The following is a 26,881-nucleotide window of genomic DNA, read 5'->3' as shown; positions in this document are numbered from 1 at the left end:
GGCGGCGTGCGGCGCGATCTTCGCCTCGGCCAGGGAGCGGACGGCGTCGCGGAGCATGTCGTGCTCCTCGGACGGGCGGTACAGGTCGAAATCAGGCATCTCTTCCTCGGTCGTTCAGGGGTGGGCGGCGCGCCGCGAGGTGTGTGGGGTGAGTGAGGAGGGAAGTGGTGTGCGGCGCTGCGGAGCGGAGGGGAAGCAGCGCCGCACACCGACCGGGCCCGGGTGACGGCGGGGCGAGGGGTCGGGCACACCCTCGAGCGCTCGACCGGCAGAGTGTGCGGTTCTGCTCGCTCGCCTGGTCCGCCGCACCGCGGGCCCGGTGCTCAGGGGGTGCGGTGCGCCGCGGTGCCGGGTGCCGAAGGGCCCGTACCGGACGCGGAGGGCGCGAAGCGGGTGAAGTACTCAAGCGCGGTGATGTCGTCGACCGCCTCACGGCCCGCGACCTGATCGAGGCCGGCGCCCTGCAGCAGGCGCTTGACGGGCACCTCCAGTTTCTTGCCGGTGCGGGTGTGCGGCAGCGCCGGCACCTCGATCACGGTGTCGGGGACGTGCCGCGGCGAGGCCTGGGTGCGGATCGCGGCCGCGATGCCGGACCGCAGCTCGTCGGTGAGCACGGTTCCGGGCTCCAGGACCACGAACAGCGGCATCCAGTAGCCGCCGTCGGGGAGTTCGGCCCCGATGACCAGGCTTTCGCGAATCCCGGGAAGCTCGTCCACCACGGCGTAGATGTCGGCGCTGCCGAGCCGTACGCCGTGCCGGTTGAGTGTGGAGTCGGAGCGGCCGGAGACGATGACGCTGCCGCGCGCGGTGTGGGTCATCCAGTCGCCGTGCCGCCAGACGCCCGGGAACGCACCGAAGTAAGCCTGCCGGTAGCGGCTGCCGTCGGGATCGTTCCAGAAGTACAGCGGCATCGAGGGCATCGGCCGGGTCACCACGAGTTCGCCGACCTCGTCGGTCACGGGCCGTCCGTCGGCGTCGAACGCCTGGAGTGCCACGCCGAGGAGCGGGGCGGAGATCTCACCGGGCCACACCGGAGTGAGCGGCGCGCTGCCGGCGAAGCCGCTGACGATGTCGGTGCCGCCGCTGGTGGAGCCGACCTGGACGCGGGGACCGACGTGGTCGTGGACCCAGTGGTACGACTGGGCGGGCAGCGGCGCGCCGGTGCAGCCGAGGATCCGCAGCGCCGACAGATCGAGGTCCCGTCCCGGTTCCAGGCCCGCCTTCGCGGACGCCTGGAGGTAGCCGGGGGAGACGCCGAGAACGGACGTGCGGTGCTCGGCCGCCAGCTCCCACAGGCGCTGCGGGCCGGGATGGGAGGGGCTTCCGTCGTAGAGCACGATCGTCGCGCCGACCAGCAGGCCGGAGACGACCATGTTCCACATCATCCAGTTGGTGGTGGTGTACCAGCAGAACCGGTCACCCGGACCGAGGTCGAGGTGCAGACCGAGGAGTTTGTGGTGGTCCAGCAGGACTCCGCCGTGGCCGTGCACGATGCCCTTGGGTGTTCCGGTGGTGCCGGAGGAGTACAGGACCCACAGCGGCGCGTCGAACGGCAGGCTGGCGAAGTCGCACTCCGCGGGCTCGGCGAGCGCGTCCTCCCAGGGCACGGCGGGGGCTTCGACGGGCAGGCCGAGGTTCGGGATCTGCACGGTGACGCGGACGGACGGCAGCGCCTCGCGCAGCGCGGCGGCCTCCGCCCGGCGGTCGTGCTCCCGGCCGTTCCACCGGTAGCCGTCGGCGGCGAACAGCACGAGCGGTTCGAGCTGGGCGAAACGGTTGGCGGCGCCGTCGGCGCCGTAGTCCTGGCCGCAGGCCGACCACACGGCACCGACGGTGGCCGTGGCCAGGAACGCGATCACCGCGTGCCGGGTGTTGGGCAGGTAGCCGACCACGCGGTCGCCGGTGGTGACTCCCTGCGCGCGCAGCCAGCCGGCCAGCGCCCCGACCTCGCGGCGCAGTTCGGCCCAGCTGGTGTGTGTGGTGGTGCCGCTCTCGTCGACCGAGATCACCGCGGTGCCGGCGGGGTCGCCGGTGCGCAGCGCGTGCTCGGCGTAGTTGAGCCGGGCACCGGAGAACCAGCGGGTCGCCGGCATCGGCGCGTCGTCGAGGACGTGGTCCCAGGTGCCGCCGAAGCGCAGGTCGAAGAACTCGCGGACCGCCGACCAGAATCCGGGCAGGTCCGCGACCGACCAGTCCCACAGCGACGTGTAATCGGGGTGGGTGACGCCCGTGCGGCGGGCGACGAGGTCGACGAACCGGGCGAGGTGCGATCCGGCCGCCTCGGCCGGATCGGGCCGCCAGATCGGTTCGACGGCCGTCGTCCGCTGTGCCGTGCTCATCGGGCACCCCCCGAGAGGGCCGCGGGCGCCGCGCGGACGACGTCCGCGTCGTCGGCGAGCCTGATGGCGTCCCGCCGGGCCGCCTCGTCGGCGTCGGTGACGCGGATGACCTCGCCCGGCTCTACCGGCATGCCGATGGCGTGGAGGACGTGGGCGCTGCGCTCGCTGCCGTGCGTGTGCGGGACGGCCGGGTCACCGTCACCGCGCAGGACCGTGGCCTTCGGACACCTCTCGACGGCCTCGGCGATCGCCCGCTCCAGGTCGGGCCGGTAGGTCATCGAGGCGCGGGGCCGGCCCGACGGCCCCGGTCCCGGCCGGTCGAAGCGGAGCAGCGTGTCACCGTGGGCGACGCGCCACTCGTGGCTTTCGGCCGGCTCGGACAGGGTGTCCGGCCGGTCGCCGAGCCCGGCGTGGGCGGGCAGCCGCTCGACCTCGTCGTCGCGGCGCCCGGCGCGCGGCAGCGGAGACGCGGTGGGCGACCGTTCGAGGACGGTGACCCGCCATCCGTCCCGCGCCGGGAACAGAGCCGTGATCCGGCCGTCCGGGCCTGCGCCGACGACGCGGACGTCGTGGTGGCTCGGGCGGTGGGTGTACTGGTGCATGACGGCCTTCCTCACCGGGCCGTGGCGTGTGCGCCGGCCATGAGGGCCGCGAGGTCCTCGGGGGCCAGGAAGGAGGGCGGCGGGGGCGGGCCCCAGGAGTAGAGGGCCTGGGCGTTCTCCTCGAAGACCCCCGGCTTCCACAGGGCGTCGTCGACGATGCAGTCGATGTCGGAGTAGTACTCCGAGAACGTGCCGGCCGGGTCCTTGAGGTACCAGAAGAAGTTGGAGCCGATGTGGTGGCGGCCCAGGCCCCAGGTGTGGCGGTCGGGGTCCTTCTCCAGCATGGCGGTGGCGCCGCGGCCGATCTCGTCGATGTCGTCGACCTGCCACGAGGTGTGGTGCAGGAAGGCGACGGGGGCCTGCTGGACGAGTACGTTGTGGTGGTCGCTGGAGCAGCGCATGAACGCGGCCAGGCCCTTGACGGTGTCGCTGACCTTGAACCCGACGCCTTCCAGGAAGAAGCGCTGGGAGGTCTCCTGGTCGGTGGAGCCGAGGACGACGTGACCGAGCTTGCGCGGGCGGACGGGTTCGGGGCGCAGGATGCCGGGAGCGCGCTCGTGCAGGCGGGCGGTGACGCCGGGCGCGTTGTAGGCGGCCACGGGCGACGGCGTCTGCCGCAGACGCGGCGCCCGCTCCACGCGGACGAGGACCCCGGTGCCCTGGTCGACGGCCGCCACGCTGTCGGCCGTGCGGACCACGGGCACGTCCAGGCCCGCCAGTGAGGCCGCGACCCGGTCGAGGTCGTCGGGGTCGTCGGCGCCCACGCCGAGTTCGATCAGGCGGCGGCGCGGGGAGTGCACGATGCGCAGCTGCTCGCCGCCGTCGACGGTCGAGAACGCCCGGGCCTGGTGGGGCGCCGGAGCGGTGGCGTCGGGGGCGGTGTCGGTGGGCGTGAGGCCGAAGTCGCCGTAGTAGGCGGCCGTCTGCTCGACGTTCGGTACACCCATGACGATCCGGGTGAGTCGGTGCAGTGACATGTGTGGCGGCTCTTTCGAAGGGGCGTCGTGGATCAGGGAGGCGGACCGGGCGAGTCGGGTCAGGGGAGGCGGAGCTGCGCGGCTCGGTGCGGCCGGCCGAGCGGCGAGGCGGAGCTGCGCGGCTCGGTGCGGCCGGCCGAGCGGTCGGCCGTACGGATCGGTCAGGGGGCGAGCATCGGGTTGCGCAGGGTGCCGATGCCCTCGATCCAGGTGACGAGGACGTCCCCGGCGGCGAGGAACTTCTGCGGGCTGCGCGCACCGCCGACGCCGGCGGGGGTGCCGGTGAAGATCAGGTCGCCGGGCAGCAGGGGACACACGGCCGACAGGCGTGTGATCAGCTCCGGCACGTCGAACACCATCTCGCTGGTGCGGCTCTTCTGAAGGATCTCGCCGCCTTCGAGACGGCAGCCCAGCTCCAGGTCGTCGGGATCGGCGAACTCGTCGGTGCTGACGAGCTCGGGGCCGAGCGGGGCGAAGCCGGGGTAGGACTTGCCGAGGGAGAACTGCGGTGCCGGGCCGGTCAGTTGGAGGCGGCGCTCGGAGAGGTCCTGGCCCACGGTCAGCCCGGCCACGTAGGACCACGCGGTCTCCCGGGTCGCGTGGTGGCAGTGGCGGCCGATCACGGCGACCAGTTCCGCTTCCCAGTCCACCGCGCCCTCGGGGAGCACGACGGGCGCCTCGTGGCCGGTCAGGGAGGTGCGGAACTTGGTGAACACGGCCGGTTCCGCCGGGACGGTCAGGTTCGACTCGGCGATGTGGTCGCGGTAGTTCAGGCCGACCGCGAAGATCTGGGCGGGCCGGGGAACCGGAGGTCCCCACACCGCACCGGCGCCCGTGTTCACCGCGGGCGCCGCGGCCGCTGCCGGTGACGCCAGGAACGTCCGCGCCCAGGACGAGAAGGCCTCCCACTCGTCGAGCGCCGTCTGGGCGTCGGGACCGAAGCGTCCCTGACTGGCCTCCGCGACGTCGACGAAGCCTCCGGGGCCCTTGATGGCCAGTCGTCCGCCGATGTGTGCCAGGCGCATGAAGCCCTCCATGCCGTACGGGGTGTGCAACGGGGTGTGCCGCAGCAGTCTCACCCGGCAATCTCGATGACGCAATAGATTAACGATAATTTGTAGAGCTGTCGTTTTGCTGGTGGGAAGTCGCTGAGCCGGGCAGCAGGGGAGGATGGGTCAGCGCTGCGCAGGGCACGGGGTCGGGTCATTCGCCCCACGGGACAATGTGCCGCCTACGCCGGCGCTTCCAGCTCGGCCCAGATGGTCTTGCCCGACTGCCGGTATCTGCTGCCCCAGCGGCTGCTGAGCTGGGCGACCAGGAACAGCCCTCGGCCGCCCTCGTCGTTGTCGGAGGCGCGGCGCAGTCTGGGCTGGGTGTTGCTCGGGTCGCTGACCTCGCAGAACAGGACGGTGTCGGCGTGGATGAGCCGTAGGCCGATCGGGCCGCCCGCGTAGCGGACGGCGTTGGTCACCAGCTCGCTGACGATCAGCTCGACGGCGAAGTCGAGAGGCGCGAGCCCCCATTCGGCCAGCTTCCCGGCGGCCGCGGCCCTGGCGTCGGCGACCGTGGCGGGATCGGCGGGGAACTCCCACTCGGCGACGCCGCCGGGCCGCAGCGACCGGACGCGGGCCAGCAGCAGGGCCGTGTCGTCGGCGGCCGGATGAGCCGCCTGCTCCGCGGTCAGGGCGCGGCCGGCCTCTTCCAGCGGGCTCGCCGATCCGTGCAGCTCGGCGATGCGCAGGGCGAGCCGGTCGACCGCGGCGTCGACGTCCTCCGTTCGTCCGCTGAGGAGTCCGTCGGTGTAGAGGGCGAGCCAGCTGTCGGGCGGGAGGTGGACGGTGGTGGTCTCGAAGGGGAGGCCGCCGACGCCGAGGGGTGGTCCTGGGCGGACCGGGAGGGGCTGGGTGGTGCCGTCGGGTGTGGCGACGATGGGCGGGGGGTGGCCGGCGCTGGCGACGGTGCACTGCTGGGTGACGGGGTCGTAGAGGGCGACGAGGCAGGTCGCGCCGATGGTGTCGGCTTCGGTGGGGCCGGTCTCGGCGTCGAGTCGGGTGACGAGTTCGTCGAGTCGGGTGAGGAGTTCGTCGGGCGGCAGTTCGAGGTCGGCGAGGGTCTGTACGGCGGTGCGCAGGCGTCCCATGGTGGCGGCGGCGTGCAGGCCGTGGCCGACGACGTCGCCGACGGCAAGGGCCACGCGGAGGGACGGCAGGGGCAGGACGTCGAACCAGTCGCCGCCGATCTCGGCGCCGTCGGCGGCGGGGAGGTACCGGCCGACGGCTTCGACCGCGGGCGTGCGGGTGGTGGCGGCGGGCAGGAGGCGTTGCTGGAGGGTGACGGCGGCACGGTGCTCGCGGGTGTAGCGGCGCGCGTTGTCGATGCTGAGGGCGGCGTGCGCGGCGATCTCCGTCAGCAGATCCGCGTCCTGCTCGTCGAAGGGCTCCTCGCGGTCCGTGCGCCACGCGCCGATGAGGCCCAGGATCAGACCGCGAGCGAACAGCGGGGCGATGGCCAGACAGCGCCCGCGATCAGGGATGAGCAGCCGTCTCAGCGGGCTCTCGCCGAGCAGCCGCTCGATCGCGGCTCGGTCGGCGAGGACCGTGCGCCCGGCCTGGAGGCTGCGGGCGTCGGGCCAGTCCGGCAGCGAAGGGAACGTGTCCCCGGGACGCATGAGCCCCGCCGGCCAGCCGTCGGCCCCGCGCACCGCCATCCGGCGCAGATGGGGATCGCCGCCGCCGAAGGCCTTGGTCGGCTCGTCGCCCGCCAGGACGCGCTCGGCGAGGTCGACGGCCACCTGTTCCGCGAAGTCGGGCACCAGCACATCGGCGACGCTCTGGGCGGTGCGGCGTACGTCCAGGGAGTGGCCGATGCTGACCGCGGCCCGGTGCCGCAGCCGCAACCGCCGGTCGGCGCGCCACTGCGCCGTCGCGTCCGTGAGCAGCACCGTGACCCCTGACGGCCGTCCGCCGCGGTCCGTCATGCGCAGCGCGGTCACGGAGAACGAGTACTCGTGCGCCGGTTCCGACAGGGTGCGTACGTGCTGGGCGCGGTTCACCAGGGGTGTCCCGGTCTCCAGTACCTCACGCAGCCCGGCGACGGCGCGGGCGGCGTCGGACCCCTCCATCACGTCGGTCAGGTCGCTGCCCGGCGTCAGCGGCAGGGGGCCTCCGGCGCCGACGTTGCTGCGCACGACGGTGAGATCTGTGTCCCGCAGCACGACCCCGATCCGCTGCTGGGCGAGCAGGGCGCGCACCAGCGCCGCCCCCCACTCGGACTCCTCCGCGCGGGCGGCGGGCACCGCGAGCAGCAGCCGGTACCCGGTTCCCTCCAGCGGCAGGACCCGGCAGCGGACGGCGACGCCGTGGCCGCGGGCGTGGCGCAGCAGCGCGGTCGCCCCCGGGCCGGGGAGACTCCCGCCCCGCCGCTCCGTGTCGGCGAACAGCCGGGTCACGGGCTGACCGCAGACCTCCTCGGCGGACCTGTCGAGCAGTTCCGCGGCGGCACCGGACCACTGCCGGACCGTCCCCTGGTCGTCGACCAGGGCGGCCACCACGTCCATGAGGGCGTCCTCGAACTGGTCACGGCCGCCGTTGTCGTGCCCGTAGCAGGTGTCCACGCTGGCCCTCACCAACCGATCGAGACCTTGGACATGCTCATTATGGGCATTTGCCTGGATTCGTGGCGTGCGGCGAGCGGCCGTTCGGTGGGGTCCGGCAACCGCGATTAGCGTTATTTTCCTGCGTTGTCGTTTTGCTGCTACGGTGTGTGCCCATGGCTGGAGAGAAGGCGACCCGAGGCGGCATCGTCTACGCGCAGATCCGTGAGGACATCTTCCAAGGGACGTTCCTTCCCGGGCAGCGGCTGCGCCTGGTGGAGCTGGCCCAGCGCTTCTCGGTCAGCCAGTCGGTGATCCGCGAAGCCCTCACCCGCCTGTCGGAACAGGGGCTCGTCCTCGCCACACCCCAACAGGGTTTCCGTGTGGTCACCGTGTCCCAGGCGGATCTCGACGAACTCACCGAGGCCCGTATCGAGGTCGAGACGATGGTGCTGCGCCGGGCCATCGAGCGCGGCGACATCCAGTGGGAGGCGGCCGTCGTCGCCGCCCACCACCATCTCTCCGGGGTCGAGGCCGTCCGGCCGGACGGCACGATGAACGGCGACTGGTTCACCGTGCACGAGCGGTTCCACCAGACACTGCTCGAAGCGTGCGGCAACGCCCGGCTGCTGGCCGTCGCAGCCAGCCTGCGGGACGCGGCCACGCTGTACCGGCGCTGGTCACGGCCCGTGGGCCACGACGTCCACCGCGATGTGCCGGGCGAGCACCAGCGCCTCGTGGACGCCGTACTGAGCAGGGACGCCGACACCGCGGCCGAACTGCTCGCCCGGCACATCGACCGCACCTCCCAGGCCATGCGCACGGTGATCGAGAAGGGCCCCGGCGCGAAGGCCTAGGGCGGGCTCGGCGATACCCGCCGACCCGCTCGCCCCCGCCTGCCGACCCGCTCGCCACCGCGTGCCGACCCGCTCGCCCCCGCCTGCCGATCCGCTCGCCACCGCGTGCCCGCCCGCCCGCTACCACTCGCCGACCCGCTCACAACCGCCCGCCGGCCCGACACCGCCTGCCGCCCACTCGCCATCGTCCGCCGCCCGTCCGCCCGGTACGCGCCTGCCGTGACCGGCGCCGGACCCGGATGCGGGGCTCCGGCCCGGGTGGCACCGTGCGCGGCGGTGGGCCGGTGGCGACCAGCGCGGCACCGCGGCACCCGCTGCTCTCACGACGGCAAGGACGACGTCATGACGGCGTACGACGACCACACCCCCTCCGGCCGGCACGGCGCCGCGCCCGTCGAGCACGACGACCACGGCCTCTCCGGCCGGCACGGCGCCGCGCCCGTCGAGCACGACGACCACGGCCCCTCCCGCTGGGTCCATCGGCTCGCGCCCGTCCCCGGGGACGACGCACCGGCCACGCCCGCCGGCACGGCGAGCGGCATCGCCGAGGCGACGGACCGCCTGGGCCCCGCACCCGTCGCCTGGGCCGTTCAGGTCGGCCATCACCTGGCCCGCGTCATCATCGACACGGTCCCCGAACTCGGCGGCGGCGACGCCCCCTTCGAGACCCTGCGCATGGGCACCGAGGCCGCGACGCTGCACGCGCTGATGCTGCTGGCCGACCCGTCGACCGAAGCGGCCGTACCCGAGGAGTCGCTGCGGGGCGACCGCGAGTTCGCCCGGCGCCGCATCCCCCTCGACAAGGTCCTGCGCGGCATCCGGGTCGCCCACGCCGCGCTGACCCGGTCGCTGATGACCGGCTGCCAGGAACTCGTGCCGCCCGGCGAACTCGCACGGGAGTTCCGCCGGGTGTCGGAACTTCTCTTCGGCTACATGGACACGTTCTCCTCGCACATGACCGCGGAGTACCTCGCCGAGCACGACCGCTGGACCACCAGCGGCGCCGCCGCCCGCGAGGAGACCGTCCGTCTCCTCCTCGCCGGCGAACCCGTCCGGCAGGACACGGCCGCCCAAGTACTGGACCACTCACTGGAGGGCCGCCAGCTCGCCGTCATCGCCTGGTGCGACACCCTCCGGGCCGAGGCCACGAGCGACCTCCAGGCCGCGGCCGCCGAGCTGCTGCACCGGCGCGGCTGCTCCTCCGCGCTGGTGGTGCCGGTCGGCGGGACGACCGTATGGGCATGGGGCAGCCCCCACACCCATCAGTCCGCTCCCCGGCGCTCCGAGCAGACGTTCCCCGCCGACCTCCGGTTCGCCTGCGGTTCCGTCCGCGAGGGCCTGGCCGGGTTCCGGCAGTCCCACGAGGACGCCCGGCACGCCCAGCGGGTGGGACGGCTCAACCCGCGCGGCACCGGACAGCTCGTGGACCACCAGGACGTGGAGATGGCGGCCCTGCTCTCCACCGACCTGCCCGCGCTGCGCCGCTTCGTGAGCGACGAGCTGGGCGCACTGGCGGCCGACACGCCGCACGCGGACCGGCTGCGCGAGACCGTGCGCCGGTACCTGCGCCACGAGCGGAGCCTCACCGTCGCCGCGGCGCAGCTGCACGTGGCGCGCAACACCGTCACCTACCGCGTCAAGCGGGCACAGGAACTGCTCGGCCACGACCTCGCCGCCCGGCTGCCGGAGCTGATGGCGGCCCTGGAGGCCGCGAGGGTTCTCGGGCCCGCCGTGCTGCGGCGGAGGAGCGACGGGCCGCGTGACGGTGCGCCCCACCACCCCGGTCGAAGGCTCAGATCAAAGGCGTGACCTGCTCCTCCACACCCAGCAGCGCCCGCCCGTACAGCTCGCTCGCGATGGCCGGGTTGACGATCGCGTGCCGGCTGCCGGTCTCCTGGTCCCGCCAGATCCGCTGCATCGGGTTGGCCTCGGCGAAGCTGCCCGCGCCCTGGACGCTGAGCAGCAGGTCGAGGGCCTCGCGGGAGCGGCGGGCGATGTAACCGGTGTCCATCCGCACGCGCGCCCGCGTCCCGAACGGCATCAGCTCGCCGGACGCGGCCCAGGTGTCGATGTCGTCGGCGGCCCGCAGCAGGTGCAGGGTGGCGGTGTCGATCAGCTGGGCCGCCTCCGCGAGCTGGATCTGGGTCGAGGGCGCCTCACTCGCGCGCTCGTAGAACGTGTACGAGATGCCCTTGCCCTTGGCGAGCGAGCCGGAGACCACGTCCATCCCGGCCCGCGCGAGGCCCACCTGCGGTCCGGCCAGCACCAGGGAGAGCACCGGGACCAGCGCCGAGCGGAACAGCGCCTCGTCCTCGTGCTCGGTGCGGTACTTCCCCTCCACGGCCTCGGTCACGGACAGGATCCGGTGCTCGGGGACGAAGACCTCGTCGGCGACGAGCGTGTTGCTGCCCGTGCCGCGCATGCCGGCCACGTACCAGGTGTCCTCGATGGTGAGGTCCGACAGCGGGATGAGGGCCGAGCCCTGGTCGATCTGCGCTCCGGAGGCGTCCACGACCGGAATACCGAGGACGGCCCACTGGGCGTGCAGACTGCCCGAGGCGAAGCCCCAGCGGCCGGTGACCACCAGCCCGCCGTCGACCGCCCTGGTGGTCGCGCTGGGTGCCAGCACACCGCAGACCCGCGCATCCGGACCGTCGCCCCAGACCTCCCGCTGGGCACGCTCGGGGTAGAGGCCGACCATCCAGTTGCAGACGTTGACCAGCGTCGCCACCCACGCCGTGGAACCACAGCCACGGGCCAGCTCGGAGGAGACCTCGACGAACGTCCGCAGGTTCACCTCCTCGCCGCCCAGGCGCCTGGGCACGGTCATGCGGAAGAGGCCGGCCTCCGTCAGCGCGGCGATGTTCTCCTCGGCCACCTTGCGGTCCCGCTCGGTGCGAGCCGCGTTCTCCCGCAGCAGGGGCACCAGGGCGGCAGCCCGCTCCTTCGGGGTCGTCCCGGCCGTGCCGACCGTCCGCCGGGCCGCCGTTGTCGTCGTCATGGTTCCTCCTGCGCTGTACGGCTCGAATCGGCGCCCCTCGTCCACCGGGGCGTCGGAGGCGATTCCATGCCGGTTCCGCGCCGATGTCCCTGCGCCCGGACCGCAGAATCGGGACCTCGCTCTGGGCTCCGCGACAAGTCCGCGCCCGTTTTTGCGCCCGGACCGCAACCGCGCTCGGCCGGCTTGGCCACCCGGCCCATCCCTTGCCCCGGCGCGTGGAGCTTCACTGGCCGGAAACATCCGTCGGCGTACGGCCTGGGCAGCCGCTCCCGCCGTACGCCGGCCCGCTCTCCCGGAGGTAGCCGTGTCCCCGTCCGCCCTTGTTCCCGCCCCGGCAGACCTGCCCGCCGCCTCGGCCGACCCGGCCGCGTTCCGTCAGGTGCTCGGCCATGTGCCCACGTCGGTGAGCGTGGTGACCGCCATGACGCCGGAGGGGCCCGTCGGCGTCACGGTCGGCAGCTTCACCTCCGTGTCGCTCGAACCGCCCCTGGTGGTCTTCTACTGCGGCAGGCAGTCGGCGAGCGCCGCCGCGATCGTCGACAGCGGACGGTTCTGCGTGAACGTGCTCGCCGAGGACCAGGGGGAGGTGTGCGCGGCGTTCGCCGGTCGCACGGCCGACCGGTTCGCCTCCTGCGACTGGCAGCCGGCCGGCAACGGGGCGCCGCGCATCCACGGGGCCGTCGCCTGGATCGAATGCGACGTCGAGGACAGCTTCCGCGCCGGTGACCACCTGGCCGTCGTGGGCCGGGTGCGGCGACTCGCCGCGACGGCCGGACAGGACAGGCCCCTCGTCTTCCACCGGGGCCGGCTGGTGCGCCTCGACCGGGAGGCCACGAGGCACGCCGCCACCCACCCGTTCGACTGGTGGAGCAGCTGAGCGGGTCAACCGGTCGTCGCCGGGTCCTCGTCGGCCCGTCGGCGAGAACAAGGAGTTCGCCCGCCACTACCTCACCGGCGAGCTCGAAGTCGAACTCGTGCCCCAGGGCACCCTCGCCGAACGCCTGCGCGCCGGCCGGCTGCGGCATCCCGGCGTTCTGCACACCCGCCGGCGTCGGCACCCCGCTCGCCGCCGGCGGCATCCCCTGGCGCCACCACGCCGACGGCAGCGTGGCCGTCGCCTCCCCGGCCGAGGAGACCCGCACGTCCGGGGACCACGACTACGTACTGGAGCACGCCATCACCTGCGACTTCGCCCTGGTGCGGGCCGCACGCCGGGACCGGCACGGCAACCTCGTCTTCGACAAGTCGGCCCGCGACTTCAACCCGCCGGCCGCGATGGCGGGCCGCGTGACCGTCGCCGAGGTCGAGGAACCGGTCGAGCCGGGCGTCCTGAGCCCCGACGAGATCCACCTGCCCGGCGTGTTCGTCCAGCGTGTCGTCGCCCTGACCCCGCAGCAGGCGGCAGAGAAGCAGATCGAGAAGAGGACGGTGGCCGTCTGATGGCCTGGACCCGTGACCAGATGGCGGTCCGCGCCGCAGCCGAGCTGAGCGACGGCGACTATGTCAACTTCGGCATCGGCCTGCCCACCCTCGTCCCCGGCTTCATACCCGACGGTGTACACGTGGTGCTCCTGTCGGAGAACGGCATCCTCGGCACCGGCCCCTGTCCGGCGGAGCGCGAGGTCGATCCCGATCTGATCAACGCCGGCAAGGAGACCGTCACCGTCCTGCCCGGCGCCTCGTTCTTCGACTCCGCGCTGTCGTTCGGCATGATCCGCGGCGGTCACATCCACTCCGCGATCCTCGGGGCCATGCAGGTCTCCGCCGACGGCGACCTGGCCAACTGGATGATCCCCGGCAAGATGGTCAAGGGCATGGGCGGCGCGATGGACCTCGTGCACGGGGCCCGGCGCGTCATCGTCCTGATGGAGCACACGGCCAAGGACGGCAGCCCGAAGATCGTCCCCGAGTGCACCCTGCCCCTGACCGGCCGCGCCTGCGTCCATCGGATCATCACCGACCTCGGCGTCCTCGACGTCACCGAAAGCGGCCTCCTCCTCATGGAGAGAGCGCCCGGCGTCACGACCGAGCAGGCCGTCGCGGCCACCGCGGCACCGCTGCGCGTACCGGAGCACGTACCGGCGGCAGCCGCGCTGCCCGTCTGAGGCTTCCGCCGGTCCGGTGTTCCAGGAGGACAGCCACCGGACCGGCGGAACCGGCCACGGCCTCTGCCGGTGGCCGCATCCGCTCCGCCCCGGCCGCATCCTGTCCGAGGTTGCCCTGCCTCGCGGCCGGGGCGGTCCGCTCCCACAGCGCCCGCCGGCCCTCCTGGGCCCCAGCTTCCTGGACCCGGCTGGACCGCGGCTCTCCTGGACCTCAGACCTCCTGGACCTCAGACCTCCTGGACTCCGGCCCTGAGCGATTCAGGCCGTCGCCAAGCCGTCGAGCGGGATGTCCAGCCGGCCGGCCACCGTGGTGAGGGACGTGCCCAGAGGCAGCGCGACGCGGGTGACGGCATGCTGATCGCCCCGGGTCGGATCCCGGTTGACGATCAGAACCGGCTTCCCGGCCTGCGCCGCCTGGCGGACGAACCGGAGCCCGGACATCACCGTCAGTGAGGACCCCAGAACCAGCAGGGAGGTCGCCTCGCGGACCAGCCGGCGGCAGTGCTCGACCCGCGGCGGCGGAACGGTCTCGCCGAAGAAGACCACGTCCGGTTTGAGGACGCCGCCGCACACCGCGCAGGGCACCACCCGGAAGTCCCCGACCTGTTCGTCGGTGAGGTCGGCGTCGCCGTCCGGGTTGATCCCGGCCGCCACCGGTTCGAAGCCCGCGTTGGCCTCCTCCAGGCGCCGGGCGAGTTCGCGGCGCGGACTGAAGTTGCCACAGGAGAGACAGACGACCCGGCCCAGGCTGCCGTGGAGTTCCACGACGTCCTCGCTGCCGGCGGCCTGGTGCAAGCCGTCGACGTTCTGCGTGATCACACCCGACAGCAGGCCGTGCCGCCCGAACGCGGCCACGGCCCGGTGCCCCGCGTTGGGGCGGGCGCGGCCGAAGGTGCGCCAGCCGAGGTGACTGCGCGCCCAGTACCGGCGCCGGGCGTGCGCGCTGGAGGTGAAATCCTGGTAGGTCATCGGGGTGTGCCGGGCCAGGCTCCCGCCCTCGCCCCGGTAGTCGGGGATGCCCGACTCCGTGGAGATGCCCGCCCCGCTGAGCACCAGGACACCACCGGTGCTCAGCGCGTCGGCGACCGGCTCCAGGTCAGTTGTGCCCGGCGGCGGGTCCTCGGCAGGGGTCCAACTCAGAGTGGGGCGCATCCGCATGCTGCAAGGGTACGGAACGGGCCGCGCGGGGCCGTTGCCTTCGACCGGCGGACAGCGCGCGTCCCAACCCGGTGCGAAGGGGGCGGACTGCGAGACTGCATCCATGGCACGTCACCAGGTCACCGGCAGTGACGGCGAGCTCGCCCCGGAGCGTTCCCCCGGGCCCGTGAGCGTCGGACCCGGTCCACAGCCCTCGTCCCGCGACTCGTCCCGACGTACCTTCATCGCGGCGACCGGCGTGGTGGGTGGCGCGGCGGCCGGCGTGGTGGGCGGCATCGTCGCCACGGGGACAACCGCCGCCGCGGCGGCCCCGCCGGGCGCAGCCGTCGGAGCGGCTCCGCCAGGCACAGGACAGCAGACGGCCGTCGGCTCCTCCGTGCCGAGCAGCGGACTCTCCGTCACCGTGAACGGCGAGCGGCACGCGATCACCGTCGACAACCGCACGTCCCTCCTCGACCTGCTGCGTGAGCACTTCGGCCTGACCGGCACGAAGAAGGGCTGTGACGCCGGCGCCTGCGGGGCCTGCACCGTCCTGGTCGACGGCCGTCGGGTCGTGTCCTGCCTGACACTGGCGGTGCGGCTGGACGGAGCACAGGTCACCACCATCGAAGGGCTGGAGCGAGACGGCCGACTGCACCCGTTGCAGCAGGCGTTCATCGACCAGGACGCCTTCCAGTGCGGCTTCTGCACACCGGGACAGATCATGTCCGGCGTCGCCTGCATCGAGGAGGGACACACCGGCTCCGCCGCGGAGATCAGGGAGTGGATGAGCGGCAACCTCTGTCGCTGCGGCTGCTACCCGAACATCGTGCGAGCCGTACGGCAGACCGCGGAAGGGATGTGACACGGACGGCCATGCACCCCTTCACCTTCACACGCCCCACCGACCTCCAGGACGCCCTGCACGCGGCTCGCGACGGCGGTCGCTACCTCGCCGGAGGCACCGCCCTCGTCGACCTCATGCGGGAGACCGTCGAACGGCCCGAGGCCCTGATCGACATCAGCGGGCTGCCCCTCCGGGACATCACGGCCACCCCGGACGGAGGCCTGCGCATCGGCGCTTTGGTGTCGATGGCCGAAGCCGCCGCCCACAGCACGGTCCGCAGCCGCTACCCGGTCGTCTCCCAGGCCCTGGAGGTGAGCGCGTCCCCTCAGCTGCGCAACATGGCCACCATCGGCGGCAACCTCATGCAACGCACCCGCTGCGCCTACTTCCGTGATGTCACCGCGGCCTGCAACAAGCGTGACCCGGGCTCGGGTTGTCCCGCCCGAGGCGGAGCCCACCGCACGCACGCCATCCTCGGCTCCTCCGAGCAGTGCGTCGCCCCCCACCCCTCCGACGTGGCCGTCGCCTTCGCCGCACTCGACGCGACCGTTCACCTGCACGGCCTCGACGGCGAGCGCACGGTTCCGCTCGCCGACTTCCTGCTGCTCCCCGGCAGCACCCCGCACCGCGAAAACGACCTCAGCCAGGGCGAGTTGATCACCGCCGTGAAGATCCCCGGCCATCCACGGCCACTGAGTTCGGGCTACCTGAAGGTGCGCGACCGTCAGTCCTTCGCGTTCGCCCTGACCTCCGCCGCGATCGCCCTGCACGTGCGCGCCGGAGTCATCCGGCAGGCGAAGGTCGCCGCCGGGGGAGTGGGCACGGTGCCCTGGAGGCTGCCCGCCGTCGAACACCGGCTGATCGGCGAGCGCCCGTCGGAACGACTGTGGACACGTGCCGCGGCCGTGGCGGCCGACGGCGCCCGGCCCCTGCCCCACAACCGCTTCAAGAGCGAGCTGCTCAAGCGGACCGTGGAACGCCAGCTCCGCGTCGTAGGAGACGGCACATGAACCCGCAGCCGCAGGCAGCCGTCGGCGCGCCGCTGTCCCGCGTGGAAGGACACCTGAAGGTCACCGGCCGGGCCCGATACGCGGCCGATCACGTACCCGCCCACCCGACCGGTCACCCGACCGAGGGCGCAGTCGATGACGCGGGCAAGGACACCGTCCACGCCGTCATCGTCGACAGCGGCATCGCCCGCGGCCGGGTCACCGGCATCGACACCCGCGCCGCACTCGGCGGGCCCGGCGTCCTGCGGGTGCTCAGCCACCTCGACGCACCCCGGCTTCCCTACCGAGAGGCCGCGCGGGCCGAGCGCAACCGGGTGTTCCAGGACGACCGGATCCGCTTCTTCGGCCAGCCGGTCGCCGTCGTCGTCGCCGCGACCCTGGAGAGCGCCCAGCACGCCGCGAGCCTGGTCGAGGTCCGCTACGACGCCGAGCAGCCGTCGACGGACATGACCGGCGAGAGCGGCGGCGAGCCGGAGACGTACACCCGTGGCGACGCGGAGACGGCACTGCGCTCCGGAGCCGTCCGCATGGAGATGACCTACCGGCTCGCACGCCAGCACCACAACGCGCTGGAGCCGCACGCCACCGTCGCCCGCTGGGACGACGGCCGGCTCACCGTCTGGGACAAGACTCAGACGGTGCTCGGCACCCGCGATCACCTCGCCGGGGTCTTCGGCCTCACCCCGGAGTCGGTACACGTCGTCTCACCGTACGTCGGCGGCAGTTTCGGCAGCTGCCTGCGGTCCTGGCCGCACGTCGTCATCGCGGCGCTCGCCGCCCGCGAGACCCGCAGACCGGTGAGACTCGCGCTCACCCGCCGCCAGACGTACTTCGGCACCGGTTTCCGGCCTCGCTACGCCTACACCGTCCGCCTGGCCGGTGACCGGCGTGGCCGCCTCACCGGAATGATCCACGACGTGCGGTCCGAGACATCCGCCGAGGAGGACTTCTCCGAACCGGTGCTGACACCGGGCCAGATGCTCTACACCGTGCCCGCCGTGAGCCAGGAGTACCGGAAGGTCCCGCTCGACGTGAACCCGGCGACGTACATGCGCGGAACCGGCTACACCACGGGCTCCTACGCCATCGAGTGCGCGATGGACGAGTTCGCCCACGAGGTGGGCATCGACCCCGTCGAACTGCGTCTGCGCAACGAACCCGAGCGCGACCAGTCGAGCGGACTGCCCTTCTCGACCCGGCGGTTGCGCGAGTGCTACCAGGTCGGCGCCCGCGCGTTCGGCTGGCATCGGCGCGCCCCGCGACCGCGCTCACAGCGCGACGGGGACTGGCTGATCGGCATGGGCATGGCCGCCGGCGTCCATGACAGCGGGCGCGCGCCCTGCCGGGCCCGAATCAGGCTGCGGGCCGACGGAAGTGCCCTGGTCGAAGCCGCGACCAGCGACATGGGGCCGGGCACCTACACATCCCAGACACAGATCGCCGCCGATGCCCTCGGCCTGGCGATGCGCAAGGTGACCTTCCGGCTCGGCGACTCCGAGCTGCCGACCGCCCCGGTGCACGGCGGGTCCGCCACCATGGCCAGCGTCGGCTCCGCCGTCCAGAACGGCTGCGACAGACTGCGTGGGCAGGCAGTCTCACTCGCCGTCGCCGACGAGCAATCGCCTTTGTACGGCGTCGACCCGGACGAGATCGTGGTCCGCGGCGGCCGGCTGCACGTCAGGAGCGACCGTGCGCGCGGGGAGACCTACGGGCAGTTGCTCACCCGCAACGACCGCAGCCACCTCGAAGTCCTCGGCACGTACACACCCGGACAGTCCCGCCACGCGCGGTACGCCTATGGCGCGGTGTTCGCGGAGGTCGCCGTAGACGCAGGTCTGGGCCTGGTGCGGGTGCGGCGCATGCTCGGCGTGTACGACGCCGGGCGGATCGTCAACCCCAAGCTCGCCGAGAGCCAGGCCGTGGGCGCCATGGTCGCGGGCATCGGAGCGGCCCTGCTGGAACAGACGGTCACCGACCACCGGGACGGCCGCATCGTCGACGCCGACCTCGCCGACTACCTGCTCCCCGTCAACGCCGACGCGCCCGACCTGCGCGTCGTCTATCTCGACGGGGACGACCGGGAGGCCGATCCGATCGGGGTCAAGGGGCTCGGCGAAGTGGTTCTCGTCGGGGTGGCGCCCGCGATCGCCAACGCCGTCTTCCACGCCACCGGCCGCCGTGTCCGCGATCTGCCCATCACCGCGGAGTCGTTGCTCTGAGGCGTGGCTGCGGGGCCGTGGACCCGTGGACCTGCCGCCCGTGCCCGGTTCTCCCGTACCAGAAACGCAAAGCATTGCAGAATGCGACACATCATTCCTTCGGGTGGTAATGTCCTCCAGATGCGGAATATGCCAAGGCGGCTGGCACGATGGAAATCTGACGAAGACCCTGGTCAAGCACACGCGTCGGGCCATTCGCTGCGTGCGGTACTGATCCGCGTCGCATCTGCGTGACCGCCCTCCGCGACCGCCCGAAGGGCCGGCAGCCGATCTGTCCGGGCCAGGGATCTCCGGCACCACAGGAGGTTTCCCGTTGTCCCGTCATCAGCTTCGCGCCCAGCACGGCGGTGGCCGAGCGCCGGCCGTCGACGACACCCCCGAACCGACGGTCGAGGTGCTCCCGTTGACCGCGGGGCAGCGTGAGATCTGGCTGGCCGAGCAGCACTCCCCGGAGAGACACCAGGCGCTGCGGCTGGGCGAGTACCTGGAGATCCGCGGCCCGGTCGAACCGGCGGTGTTCGAGACGGCACTGCGCCAAGTGGTCACCGAGACGGACGCGTTGCGGGTGCGCCTTGTCGCCGGTCAGGACGGACCGGTCCAACTCCTGGAAAACGAACTGTCCTGGTCGCTGCCCTTCGTCGACGTCAGTGACGAGACGGACGCCGAAGGGACCGCGCGCGCCTGGATCTCCGCCGACCTGGCCCGGCCCATGGACCTGGCCTCGGGCCCCCTGTTCAGCTTCGCGCTGCTGCGCCTCGCACCCGACAGGTTCTGGTGGTACCACACCTATCACCATGGTGCCGTGGACGCCTTCGGCTACTCCTTGGTGGCCCGTCGGGTCGCCGAGGTGTACACGGCCCTGGCACAGGAACGGAAGCCAGGCCCGAGCCCGTTCGGCCCGCTGTCGGCACTGGTCCAGGCCGACCAGGACTACCGCGCCTCCACGGACCACGCCGCCGACCGGGCGTACTGGCACCGGCAGCTGTCCGGGTGGACGAGCACGCAGACCGGCGCGATCCCAGGGCCGCCGAGCCCGGCCCCGAGCCCAAGCCCTGAACCAGGCCCGACCCCGAAGCCGAGCCCGAGCCCGAGCCCGACACGGCCACCGACACCGACACCGACCCCGCCCCCGACCCCGCCCCCGACCCCGACCCCGAAGCCGGTCCCGGACCGGAGTCATGTGGCCGAAGTCCCCGGCCCGGCGGAGCAGCGCCCGTCCACCGCGCGTCCCGGGCCCGCGGCCGTCCCTCGGACCGAGTTGCTGCCGCTGCTGCGCCCGCAGGAGCTGCGGGCGCAGGCCGCGCGCGCCGACGTCTCCCGCTTCAGGCTCGTCTTCGCCGCCGTAGCCCTGTACACGCATCGCCTGACGGGTGCGCGGGACGTGGCGGTCGGGCTGACGGTGGCCGGCCGAGTGGACCCCGTGTCCCGCAGGACGCCGGGGATGCTGGCCAACAGCGTTCCCGTCCGGCTGTCGATCCGTCCCGACATGCCTCTGCGGGACCTGCTGGCCCAGGTGGACGACCGGATGCGCGAAGCGGTGGAGCACCAGCGCTACCGCGGGGAGGACCTGCACCGCGACCTCGGCCTCTCCCGCGGGCTCGGCACGGTGTTCTCACCGGTGGTCAACCTCATCGGGTTCGACTACAACATCACCTTCGCCGGGCACCGGTGCGTCGCGCACAACCTCTCCTTCCCGCTGGGCGCCGACCTGGTGATCATGGTGTGGGACCGCAGGGACGGCTCGGGCCCCCATATGAGACTGCACGCGGCTCCCGGCGCCCACAGCGAGACGGAACTGGCCGACACCCAGCAGCGTCTGCTGCGATTCCTGGCGGACGTGGCGGACTTCGACCTCGATCGGCCCGTCGGCCTGCTGGACGTGCTGTCGGCCGGCGAACGACGCGAGCTGGTCGAGCAGGGCGACGCCACCGCGGCGGGCGCGCCGGCCGTGCCGCTGCCCACGCTGTTCGAGGAACAGGCGCGGCGCACGCCGGACGCGGTGGCGGTCGTCGCGGACGGCACCACCCTGACGTACGCGCAGCTGAACGCGCGGGCGAACCGGCTCGCGCACGCGCTGGCCGCCCGGGGCGTCGGCCCCGAGGACATGGTGGCGCTCGCCCTGCCCCGGTCGCAGGAATACGTCGTGGCCATCCTCGCCGTGCTCAAGGCCGGAGCCGCCTATGTGCCGGTTGATCCGGCGTATCCGGCCGCGCGGAAGGAGTACATGCTCGCCGACGCCCGCCCGGCCCTGCTGCTCGACGACCCGCGAAGAGTGGCGACGCTTTCGGAGGGACAGCCGGACACGGACCCGCGCATCGCCCTGGACCCGCGGCACCCGGCCTACGTCATCTACACCTCGGGCTCCACCGGGCGGCCCAAGGGCGTCGTCGTGACGCACAGCGGCATCGCGTCGCTGGCCGTGCCGCAGGCCGAGCGGCTGAAGATCACGCCCGACAGCAGGGTGCTCCAGTTCGCCTCGCCCAGCTTCGACGCCTCCGTGTGGGAGCTGTGCGCCGCCTTGCTCACCGGGGCCGCGCTGGTCGTCCCGGCGGCCGACCCGGTGTCCGCCCTCACCGATCCCGCCCTCCCCGTCACGCACGCCCTGGTGCCGCCGTCGGCGCTGGCCGTGGTGCCGGAGGCGGACGCCGCTGTCTCCACCCTCGTGGTGGGAGGCGAGCCCTGTCCCGCCGGGCTGCCGGCGCGATGGGCGGCGGACCGCCGCGTGCTGAACGCCTACGGGCCCACGGAGACCACGGTGATGGCCACGATGAGCGAACCGCTGGCGCCGTCGGAGTCGGCGCCGCCGATCGGGCAGCCGATCCCCGGCTCCCGCGTCTACGTGCTGGACGGCGCCCTCCAGCCGGTACCGGCGGGCACCGCCGGAGAGCTCTACGTCGCCGGCCCGTCGCTGGCGCGTGGATACCTGCGCCGGCCGGCCCTGACAGCCGGACGCTTCGTCGCCGACCCATACGGCCCGCCGGGGACCCGGATGTACCGGACCGGCGACGTGGTGCGGTGGCGGGAGGACGGCGAACTGGAATACGTCGGTCGCGCCGACCACCAGGTCAAGGTGCGCGGGTTCCGTATCGAGCCGGGAGAGGTCGAGGCCGCGCTGACGGCCTGCCCCGGCGTCGCGCGGGCCGCCGTGCTCGCCCGCCCCGACCGGCAGCGAGGAGACCTGCGCCTCGTCGCCTACGTCGTGGCCGACGAGCCGGGGACACCCGCCCGGCCGCTGCGCGAGCGCCTGCGCGAACGGCTGCGGGAGCGTCTGCCCGGACACATGGTGCCCTCGGCCTTCACGATCCTCGACGAACTGCCCCTCACCCCCAACGGGAAGCTGGACCGCGACGCCCTGCCCGAACCCGAGGACGAACCCGCCGCATCCACCGCGCGCCCACCGCGCACACCACGGGAGCAGCTGCTCTGCGAGCTGTTCGCGGACGTGCTCGGGCTGACCCAGGCCGGCACGGACCTCGACTTCTTCGAAGCGGGCGGACACTCCCTGCTGGCGATCCGCCTGGTGTCCCGCATCCGGACCGTGCTCGGCGTGGACCTCACCCTGAGCGCGCTGTTCGAAGCGCCCACCGTCGCCCGCCTGGCGACCCGCCTGGACGACGCCCAGCGCGAACGCCCGCCCCTGACCCCGCAGCCGCGACCCGACCCCGCCCCGCTGTCGTTCGCGCAGCAGCGACTGTGGTTCATCCACCGTGCGCAAGGCCCCGGCGCCACCTACAACATCCCGCTGGTGCAGTGCCTGACGGGCGAGCTGGACCGCCAGGCGCTGGAGGCGGCGCTGGCCGATGTGGTCGGCCGGCACGAGAGCCTGCGCACCGTCTTCGCAGAGGTCGACGGCCGGCCCGTCCAGCGGATCATCGACGCGTCCGCGGCCCGCCCGTGGCTGCCCGTCACCGAACTGGACGACGAGGAGGCGCTGCACGCCCGCCTGCTGGAAGCCGTCCGCTATCCGTTCGACCTGGCCGTCGAACCACCGCTGCACGCCGAGCTGTTCGCGCTGGGCCCCACCGACCACGTCCTGGCGATCGTGGTCCACCACATCGCCGCCGACGGCTGGTCCATGGCCCCTCTCGCCCGCGACCTGGCAACCGCCTACGCCGCCCGGCTCCGGGACGAGGAGCCGCACTGGAAGCCACTGCCGGCGCGGTACACCGACTACGCCCAGTGGCAGCGCCGGCTGCTGGGCGACTCCGACGACCCACAGGCGCCACTCAGCCGGCAACTCGCCTACTGGAGCGACGCGTTGGCGGGCCTGCCGGACGAGATCGCCCTTCCGTACGACCGGCCCCGCCCCGCCCACGCCTCCCACCGAGGCGCCCGAGTGCCCCTGCGCGTCGACGCGGAACTGCACACCGCTCTGGTGGAGCTGGCGCGCGGATCAGGCGCCAGTCTCTTCATGGTGCTGCACGCGGGCCTGGCGGCGCTGCTCACCAAGATGGGCGCGGGAACCGACCTCCCCGTCGGCAGCGTCATCGCCGGCCGCACCGACGAAGCCCTCGACGACCTGGTCGGATTCTTCGTCAATACGCTGGTGCTGCGCACCGACACCTCGGGCGACCCGCCGTTCACCGAACTGCTGGAGCGCGTCCGTGGCACCGCACTCGCCGCCTACGACCACCAGGACGCGCCCTTCGAACAGCTCGTCGAGACCCTCAACCCGACGCGCTCACCGGCCCGCCATCCGCTGTTCCAGACCGCGCTCTCCGTCGAAGCCGACGAAGCCGCGGTGTTCGACCTCCCGGGCCTGCGCACCTCCAGGATCCCGGTGTCGACCGCCACCGCCAAGTTCGACCTCGACATCGGCGTCCACGAGAAGCGCTCAGAGAAAGGCGAATGCCTGGGCCTGGAAGGGACCCTCGACTACGCCACCGACCTGTTCGACCACGGCACGGTCCAGGACCTGGCCACGCGCTGGGTGCGGCTGCTGGAAGCGGCCGTCCGCGACCCGCACCGTCCGATCAGCCACCTCGACGTCCTCTCCGACGACGAGCGCCGCCACCACTTCGGCGAGCCGGACACCGGCCGGTCCGCGCCGGCGCGACCTTCCGTGGGCACGATCCCCGAGCGCTTCCACGCACAGGTCCGCGCGACCCCCGAAGCGGTCGCCGTGGTCGCGGAGGACGCCACGCTGACCTACGCCCAGCTCGACGCCCGCGCCAACCGGCTCGCGCACGCCCTGAACGCCCGCGGCGTCGCAGCCGACGACATCGTCGCCGTCGCCCTGCCCCGCTCCAGCGACCTGATCGTGGCCGTCCTCGCCGTGCTCAAGGCCGGCGCCGCCTACCTGCCGCTGGACCCGGAGTACCCGGGCCCGCGCACCGCGGCCATGGTCGCGGACGCCCAACCCGCGCTGCTGGTCACCGACACGGCCACCGCCGCGGCCACCGGCCTCACCACAGCGACTCCGTACCTGCTGCTGGACGCACCGGAGACCACACAGGAGCTGGACCTGCTGCCGGACACCGACGTCCTGACAGCCCTGTCACCGGACCACGCGGCGTACGTGATCCACACCTCGGGTTCCACCGGCACCCCCAAGGGAGTCGTCGCCCGCCACGCGAGCGTGGTCAACATCGCCACCCGCTACCGCGATCAGGTCTTCCGGCCCGCGGCCGAGCGCGTCGGCGGGCGAAGGCTGCGGGTCGCCCTGACCGCCTCGGTGTCCTTCGACGCCTCCTGGGGACAGCTGGCCGCACTGCTCGACGGCCACGAACTGCACGTACCCGATGCCGAAACCTGGGTCGCCCCGGACCGGTTCGTGCCCTGGCTGATCCACCACAAGATCGACACGGTGGACGTCACCCCCTCGTACATGCGCGTCCTGTACGACCACGACCTGTTCGGCAACGAGTGGTGGCGGCCGACCATGGCCGTGCTCGGCGGCGAGAGACTGCCGGACCGGCTGTGGGAGGAACTGCGCGCGGTGGACGGGCTGACGGCCCACAACATGTACGGGCCGACCGAGTGCACCGTGGACTGCGTACAGGCCCGGCTGGACACCGCCGCCACCCCCGTCCTCGGACAGCCCGTCCCGGGCGCCCGTGCCTACGTACTGGACACCGCGCTGCGGCCGGTGCCGCCCGGCGTGACCGGCGAGCTGTACATCGCGGGCGTCGGCCTGGCACGCGGCTACCTCCGGCGGCCGGGAACGACGGCGCAGCGGTTCGTGGCCGACCCCTACGGCCCGCCCGGCAGCAGGATGTACCGGACCGGCGACCTGGTCCGCAGGCGCGCCGACGGCCTGCTCCTGTTCGCGGGACGCGCGGACGACCAGGTCAAGATCCGCGGTCATCGCGTCGAACCCGGCGAGATCGAGGCCGTCCTCGCCACCCACCCGCACCTCGCCCACGCCGCCGTGACCGCCCGCGAAAACCGCCTCGCGGAGCCCTGCCTGGTCGCCTACGCGGTGCCCGTCCCCGGCGCGGCCGTCGACCCGGCCGAACTGCGCGCCTTCCTGCGGGAGCGCCTTCCCGCGCACATGGTGCCGTCCGCGTTCACCGCGCTGGCCGCCCTGCCCCTGACGCCGAACGGCAAGCTCGACCGTAACGCGCTGCCGGAGCCTGACCTCACCGCCACCGCCACCGCCACCGCTAACGCTGACGCACGCGGCCGCTCTCCGAGCAGCCCCGAGGAACGCACCCTGTGCGCGCTCTTCGCCGAGGTGCTGGGCGTGCCCGCGGTCGACGCCGACGACGACTTCTTCGCGCTGGGCGGCCACTCCCTGCTCGCCACCCGCCTGGCGAGCCGGATCGACGAAGCCCTGGCCGTGCCCTTCAGTCTCTCCGCGCTCCTGGAGGCACCGACGCCGGCGGGACTGGCCCGGCTCCTTCACGAGGACGCCCTGCACTCGACCACGAAGTGGGTGCCGGACTCGGAGGCCAAACTGAGTCCCGTCCTGCGCTTCGCCGCCGCCACCGATCCGGGGCAGGCCGCCGGGGCCGGTGCCCCGCGCGAGATCCTGCTGACGGGGGCCACCGGGTTCGTCGGAGCCTTCCTCCTGGCCGAGTTGCTGAACCGGACCACGGCCCGCGTGCACTGCCTCGTCCGTGCCCGGACCGACGCCGAGGCCCGAGAGAGGCTCGCCGCGACCCTGCGCGCGTACGGCATCACGGCAACGCCGGGCGATCCAGGGCCGAGTAACACCAGGCTGCACGACTCAAGGCTGCACGACGTAACGCTGCACGACTCAACGCTGCACGACTCAAGGCTCGAAGTCGTCCGAGGTGATCTGACCGCCTTCAACCTCGGCCTGGACCCGACCAGTTGGGGCCGCCTTCGTGAGACGGTCGACACCATCGTCCACAGCGGCGCACACGTCCACCACCTCTCGCCCTACACCCGCCTCAAGCCGGCCAATGTCGAGGGCACGCGAACCCTGCTGCACCTGGCCGGTGAAGGCCGCCCGAAGGCGTTCCACCACCTGTCGACCCTCGGAGTGTTCAGAGCCGGACCCGAGCCCCGGCTCGTCACGGAGGATTCGCCGATCGAGGCGGAACGCCATCCGTACGGCAAGGGCTACGCGGCGAGCAAGTGGGTGGCCGACCGGCTGGTGGAGCGTGCCTTCGAGCGCGGAGCGAGGGGCGGCATCCACCGCCTGGGCCGTGTCTGGGCCCACACCTCCACCGGTGCCGTCAATCCGGACGACATGTTCTCGCGGCTGCTGACCAGTTGCGCGGCCCTCGACTGCTACCCGGCGGACTCCGCCTTCGAGGAAGCCCTGCTCCCCGTCGATGTCTTCGCCGGCGCCTTCGTGGAGTTGCTGCGCCACGGCGGCGGTACGGCCCTGGTGCACCACCATCATCACCCGCGCAGCATCGGCCCGGACGCCTTCATGGCCGCCCATGACCGGCTGCACGACAAGCACACCGAGGCCGTCCCGCTCACCGTATGGCTGCGACGCCTTCGCGAGGCCACCGCGCGAGGACACGACCTGCCGATCCTGCCCTACCAGGCCTACCTGGAGGAGCACGCGCAGCATGCCCAGGACGCACCCGCCGCGGAGCAGCCGGCCATGGCGTTCGACAACGACCGCACCCTTCGCCGGCTGAGGCACCTGGGCATCACGATCCCCGAGATCGACGAAGCGGCGATCCGCGGCTACTGGAGCTTCATTGAACGGTGACACCGCGATGCGGACAAGCGGAAGCCGGGGACAGCACCTCCGCGTCCCCGCCCGGCGA

Annotated in this window: 15 protein-coding genes and 1 pseudogene; 9 read left to right on the top strand and 7 right to left on the bottom strand. The window is 72.9% G+C overall.

Going from position 1 to position 26,881, the window contains the following annotated elements; translation table 11 throughout:
- Positions 1-323: 323 nt before the first annotated feature.
- From ABT232_RS19465 to ABT232_RS19445, 5 genes are all read right to left on the bottom strand, one after another.
- Complete coding sequence (locus tag ABT232_RS19465) at positions 324-2,339, bottom strand: acetoacetate--CoA ligase (protein ID WP_351841429.1); 2,016 nt, start codon at positions 2,337-2,339, stop codon at positions 324-326.
- On the bottom strand, positions 2,336-2,941 hold the full coding sequence (locus tag ABT232_RS19460) for an FAD-dependent monooxygenase (protein ID WP_351841427.1): 606 nt from the start codon (positions 2,939-2,941) through the stop codon (positions 2,336-2,338). Before ABT232_RS19460 ends, ABT232_RS19465 begins: the two co-directional genes overlap by 4 nt.
- A gap of 11 nt (positions 2,942-2,952) precedes the next feature.
- Positions 2,953-3,918: a VOC family protein gene (locus ABT232_RS19455; protein ID WP_351841425.1), complete on the bottom strand. Its 966-nt coding sequence runs from the start codon at positions 3,916-3,918 to the stop codon at positions 2,953-2,955.
- A 161-nt stretch (positions 3,919-4,079) separates the two neighbouring features.
- A complete protein-coding gene (locus ABT232_RS19450; RefSeq protein ID WP_351841423.1) occupies positions 4,080-4,943 on the bottom strand; it encodes a fumarylacetoacetate hydrolase family protein in 864 nt (287 codons plus the stop codon).
- Between the two features lie 206 nt (positions 4,944-5,149).
- Complete coding sequence (locus ABT232_RS19445) at positions 5,150-7,543, bottom strand: SpoIIE family protein phosphatase (RefSeq protein WP_450871739.1); 2,394 nt, start codon at positions 7,541-7,543, stop codon at positions 5,150-5,152.
- 143 nt (positions 7,544-7,686) lie between these two features.
- On the opposite strand from ABT232_RS19445, the gene ABT232_RS19440 reads away from it, so the two are divergent.
- Both ABT232_RS19440 and ABT232_RS19435 read left to right on the top strand, forming a co-directional pair.
- Entirely contained in the window at positions 7,687-8,367 is a 681-nt protein-coding gene (locus ABT232_RS19440; RefSeq protein WP_351841421.1) for a GntR family transcriptional regulator, read from the top strand.
- A gap of 342 nt (positions 8,368-8,709) precedes the next feature.
- A complete protein-coding gene (locus ABT232_RS19435; protein ID WP_351841419.1) occupies positions 8,710-10,176 on the top strand; it encodes a PucR family transcriptional regulator in 1,467 nt (488 codons plus the stop codon).
- Here ABT232_RS19435 and ABT232_RS19430 read toward each other — a convergent pair.
- A complete protein-coding gene (locus ABT232_RS19430; protein WP_351841417.1) occupies positions 10,160-11,368 on the bottom strand; it encodes an acyl-CoA dehydrogenase family protein in 1,209 nt (402 codons plus the stop codon). The two genes, ABT232_RS19435 and ABT232_RS19430, sit on opposite strands and share 17 nt — an antisense overlap.
- A 304-nt stretch (positions 11,369-11,672) precedes the next feature.
- On the opposite strand from ABT232_RS19430, the gene ABT232_RS19425 reads away from it, so the two are divergent.
- The 3 genes and pseudogenes from ABT232_RS19425 (at position 11,673) to ABT232_RS19415 (ending at position 13,473) form a co-directional block, all read left to right on the top strand.
- Positions 11,673-12,245 (top strand): flavin reductase family protein, encoded by a 573-nt coding sequence (locus ABT232_RS19425; RefSeq protein ID WP_351841415.1) that lies wholly within the window; start codon positions 11,673-11,675, stop codon positions 12,243-12,245.
- A 37-nt stretch (positions 12,246-12,282) separates the two neighbouring features.
- A pseudogene (locus tag ABT232_RS19420) lies at positions 12,283-12,808 on the top strand (CoA transferase subunit A); the annotation flags it as partial.
- Positions 12,808-13,473 carry a CoA transferase subunit B gene (locus ABT232_RS19415; protein ID WP_351841413.1) on the top strand — a complete coding sequence of 222 codons (666 nt, stop codon included), beginning with the start codon at positions 12,808-12,810 and terminating at the stop codon, positions 13,471-13,473. The pseudogene ABT232_RS19420 and the gene ABT232_RS19415, both read left to right, overlap by 1 nt.
- 258 nt (positions 13,474-13,731) lie before the next feature.
- On the opposite strand, the gene ABT232_RS19410 is transcribed toward ABT232_RS19415, so the two are convergent.
- Positions 13,732-14,631, bottom strand: coding sequence for an NAD-dependent protein deacetylase (locus ABT232_RS19410; RefSeq protein ID WP_351841411.1), 900 nt, complete (start codon positions 14,629-14,631; stop codon positions 13,732-13,734).
- 103 nt (positions 14,632-14,734) lie between these two features.
- Between ABT232_RS19410 and ABT232_RS19405 the strand changes: the two genes are divergently transcribed.
- The 4 genes from ABT232_RS19405 (at position 14,735) to ABT232_RS19390 (ending at position 26,823) form a co-directional block, all read left to right on the top strand.
- On the top strand, positions 14,735-15,475 hold the full coding sequence (locus ABT232_RS19405; RefSeq protein ID WP_351841409.1) for a (2Fe-2S)-binding protein: 741 nt from the start codon (positions 14,735-14,737) through the stop codon (positions 15,473-15,475).
- Between the two features lie 11 nt (positions 15,476-15,486).
- Positions 15,487-16,467: an FAD binding domain-containing protein gene (locus tag ABT232_RS19400; protein WP_351841407.1), complete on the top strand. Its 981-nt coding sequence runs from the start codon at positions 15,487-15,489 to the stop codon at positions 16,465-16,467.
- Positions 16,464-18,686 carry a xanthine dehydrogenase family protein molybdopterin-binding subunit gene (locus ABT232_RS19395; RefSeq protein WP_351841405.1) on the top strand — a complete coding sequence of 741 codons (2,223 nt, stop codon included), beginning with the start codon at positions 16,464-16,466 and terminating at the stop codon, positions 18,684-18,686. The genes ABT232_RS19400 and ABT232_RS19395 overlap by 4 nt, the downstream gene beginning before the upstream one ends.
- 313 nt (positions 18,687-18,999) lie before the next feature.
- On the top strand, positions 19,000-26,823 hold the full coding sequence (locus ABT232_RS19390; protein ID WP_351841403.1) for a non-ribosomal peptide synthetase: 7,824 nt from the start codon (positions 19,000-19,002) through the stop codon (positions 26,821-26,823).
- Positions 26,824-26,881: the final 58 nt, after the last annotated feature.

Source organism: Streptomyces sp. NPDC001532 (assembly GCF_040298625.1).
In the GTDB taxonomy this organism is placed as follows: domain Bacteria; phylum Actinomycetota; class Actinomycetes; order Streptomycetales; family Streptomycetaceae; genus Streptomyces.
This window is presented reverse-complemented; position numbering and strand designations above follow the sequence as displayed.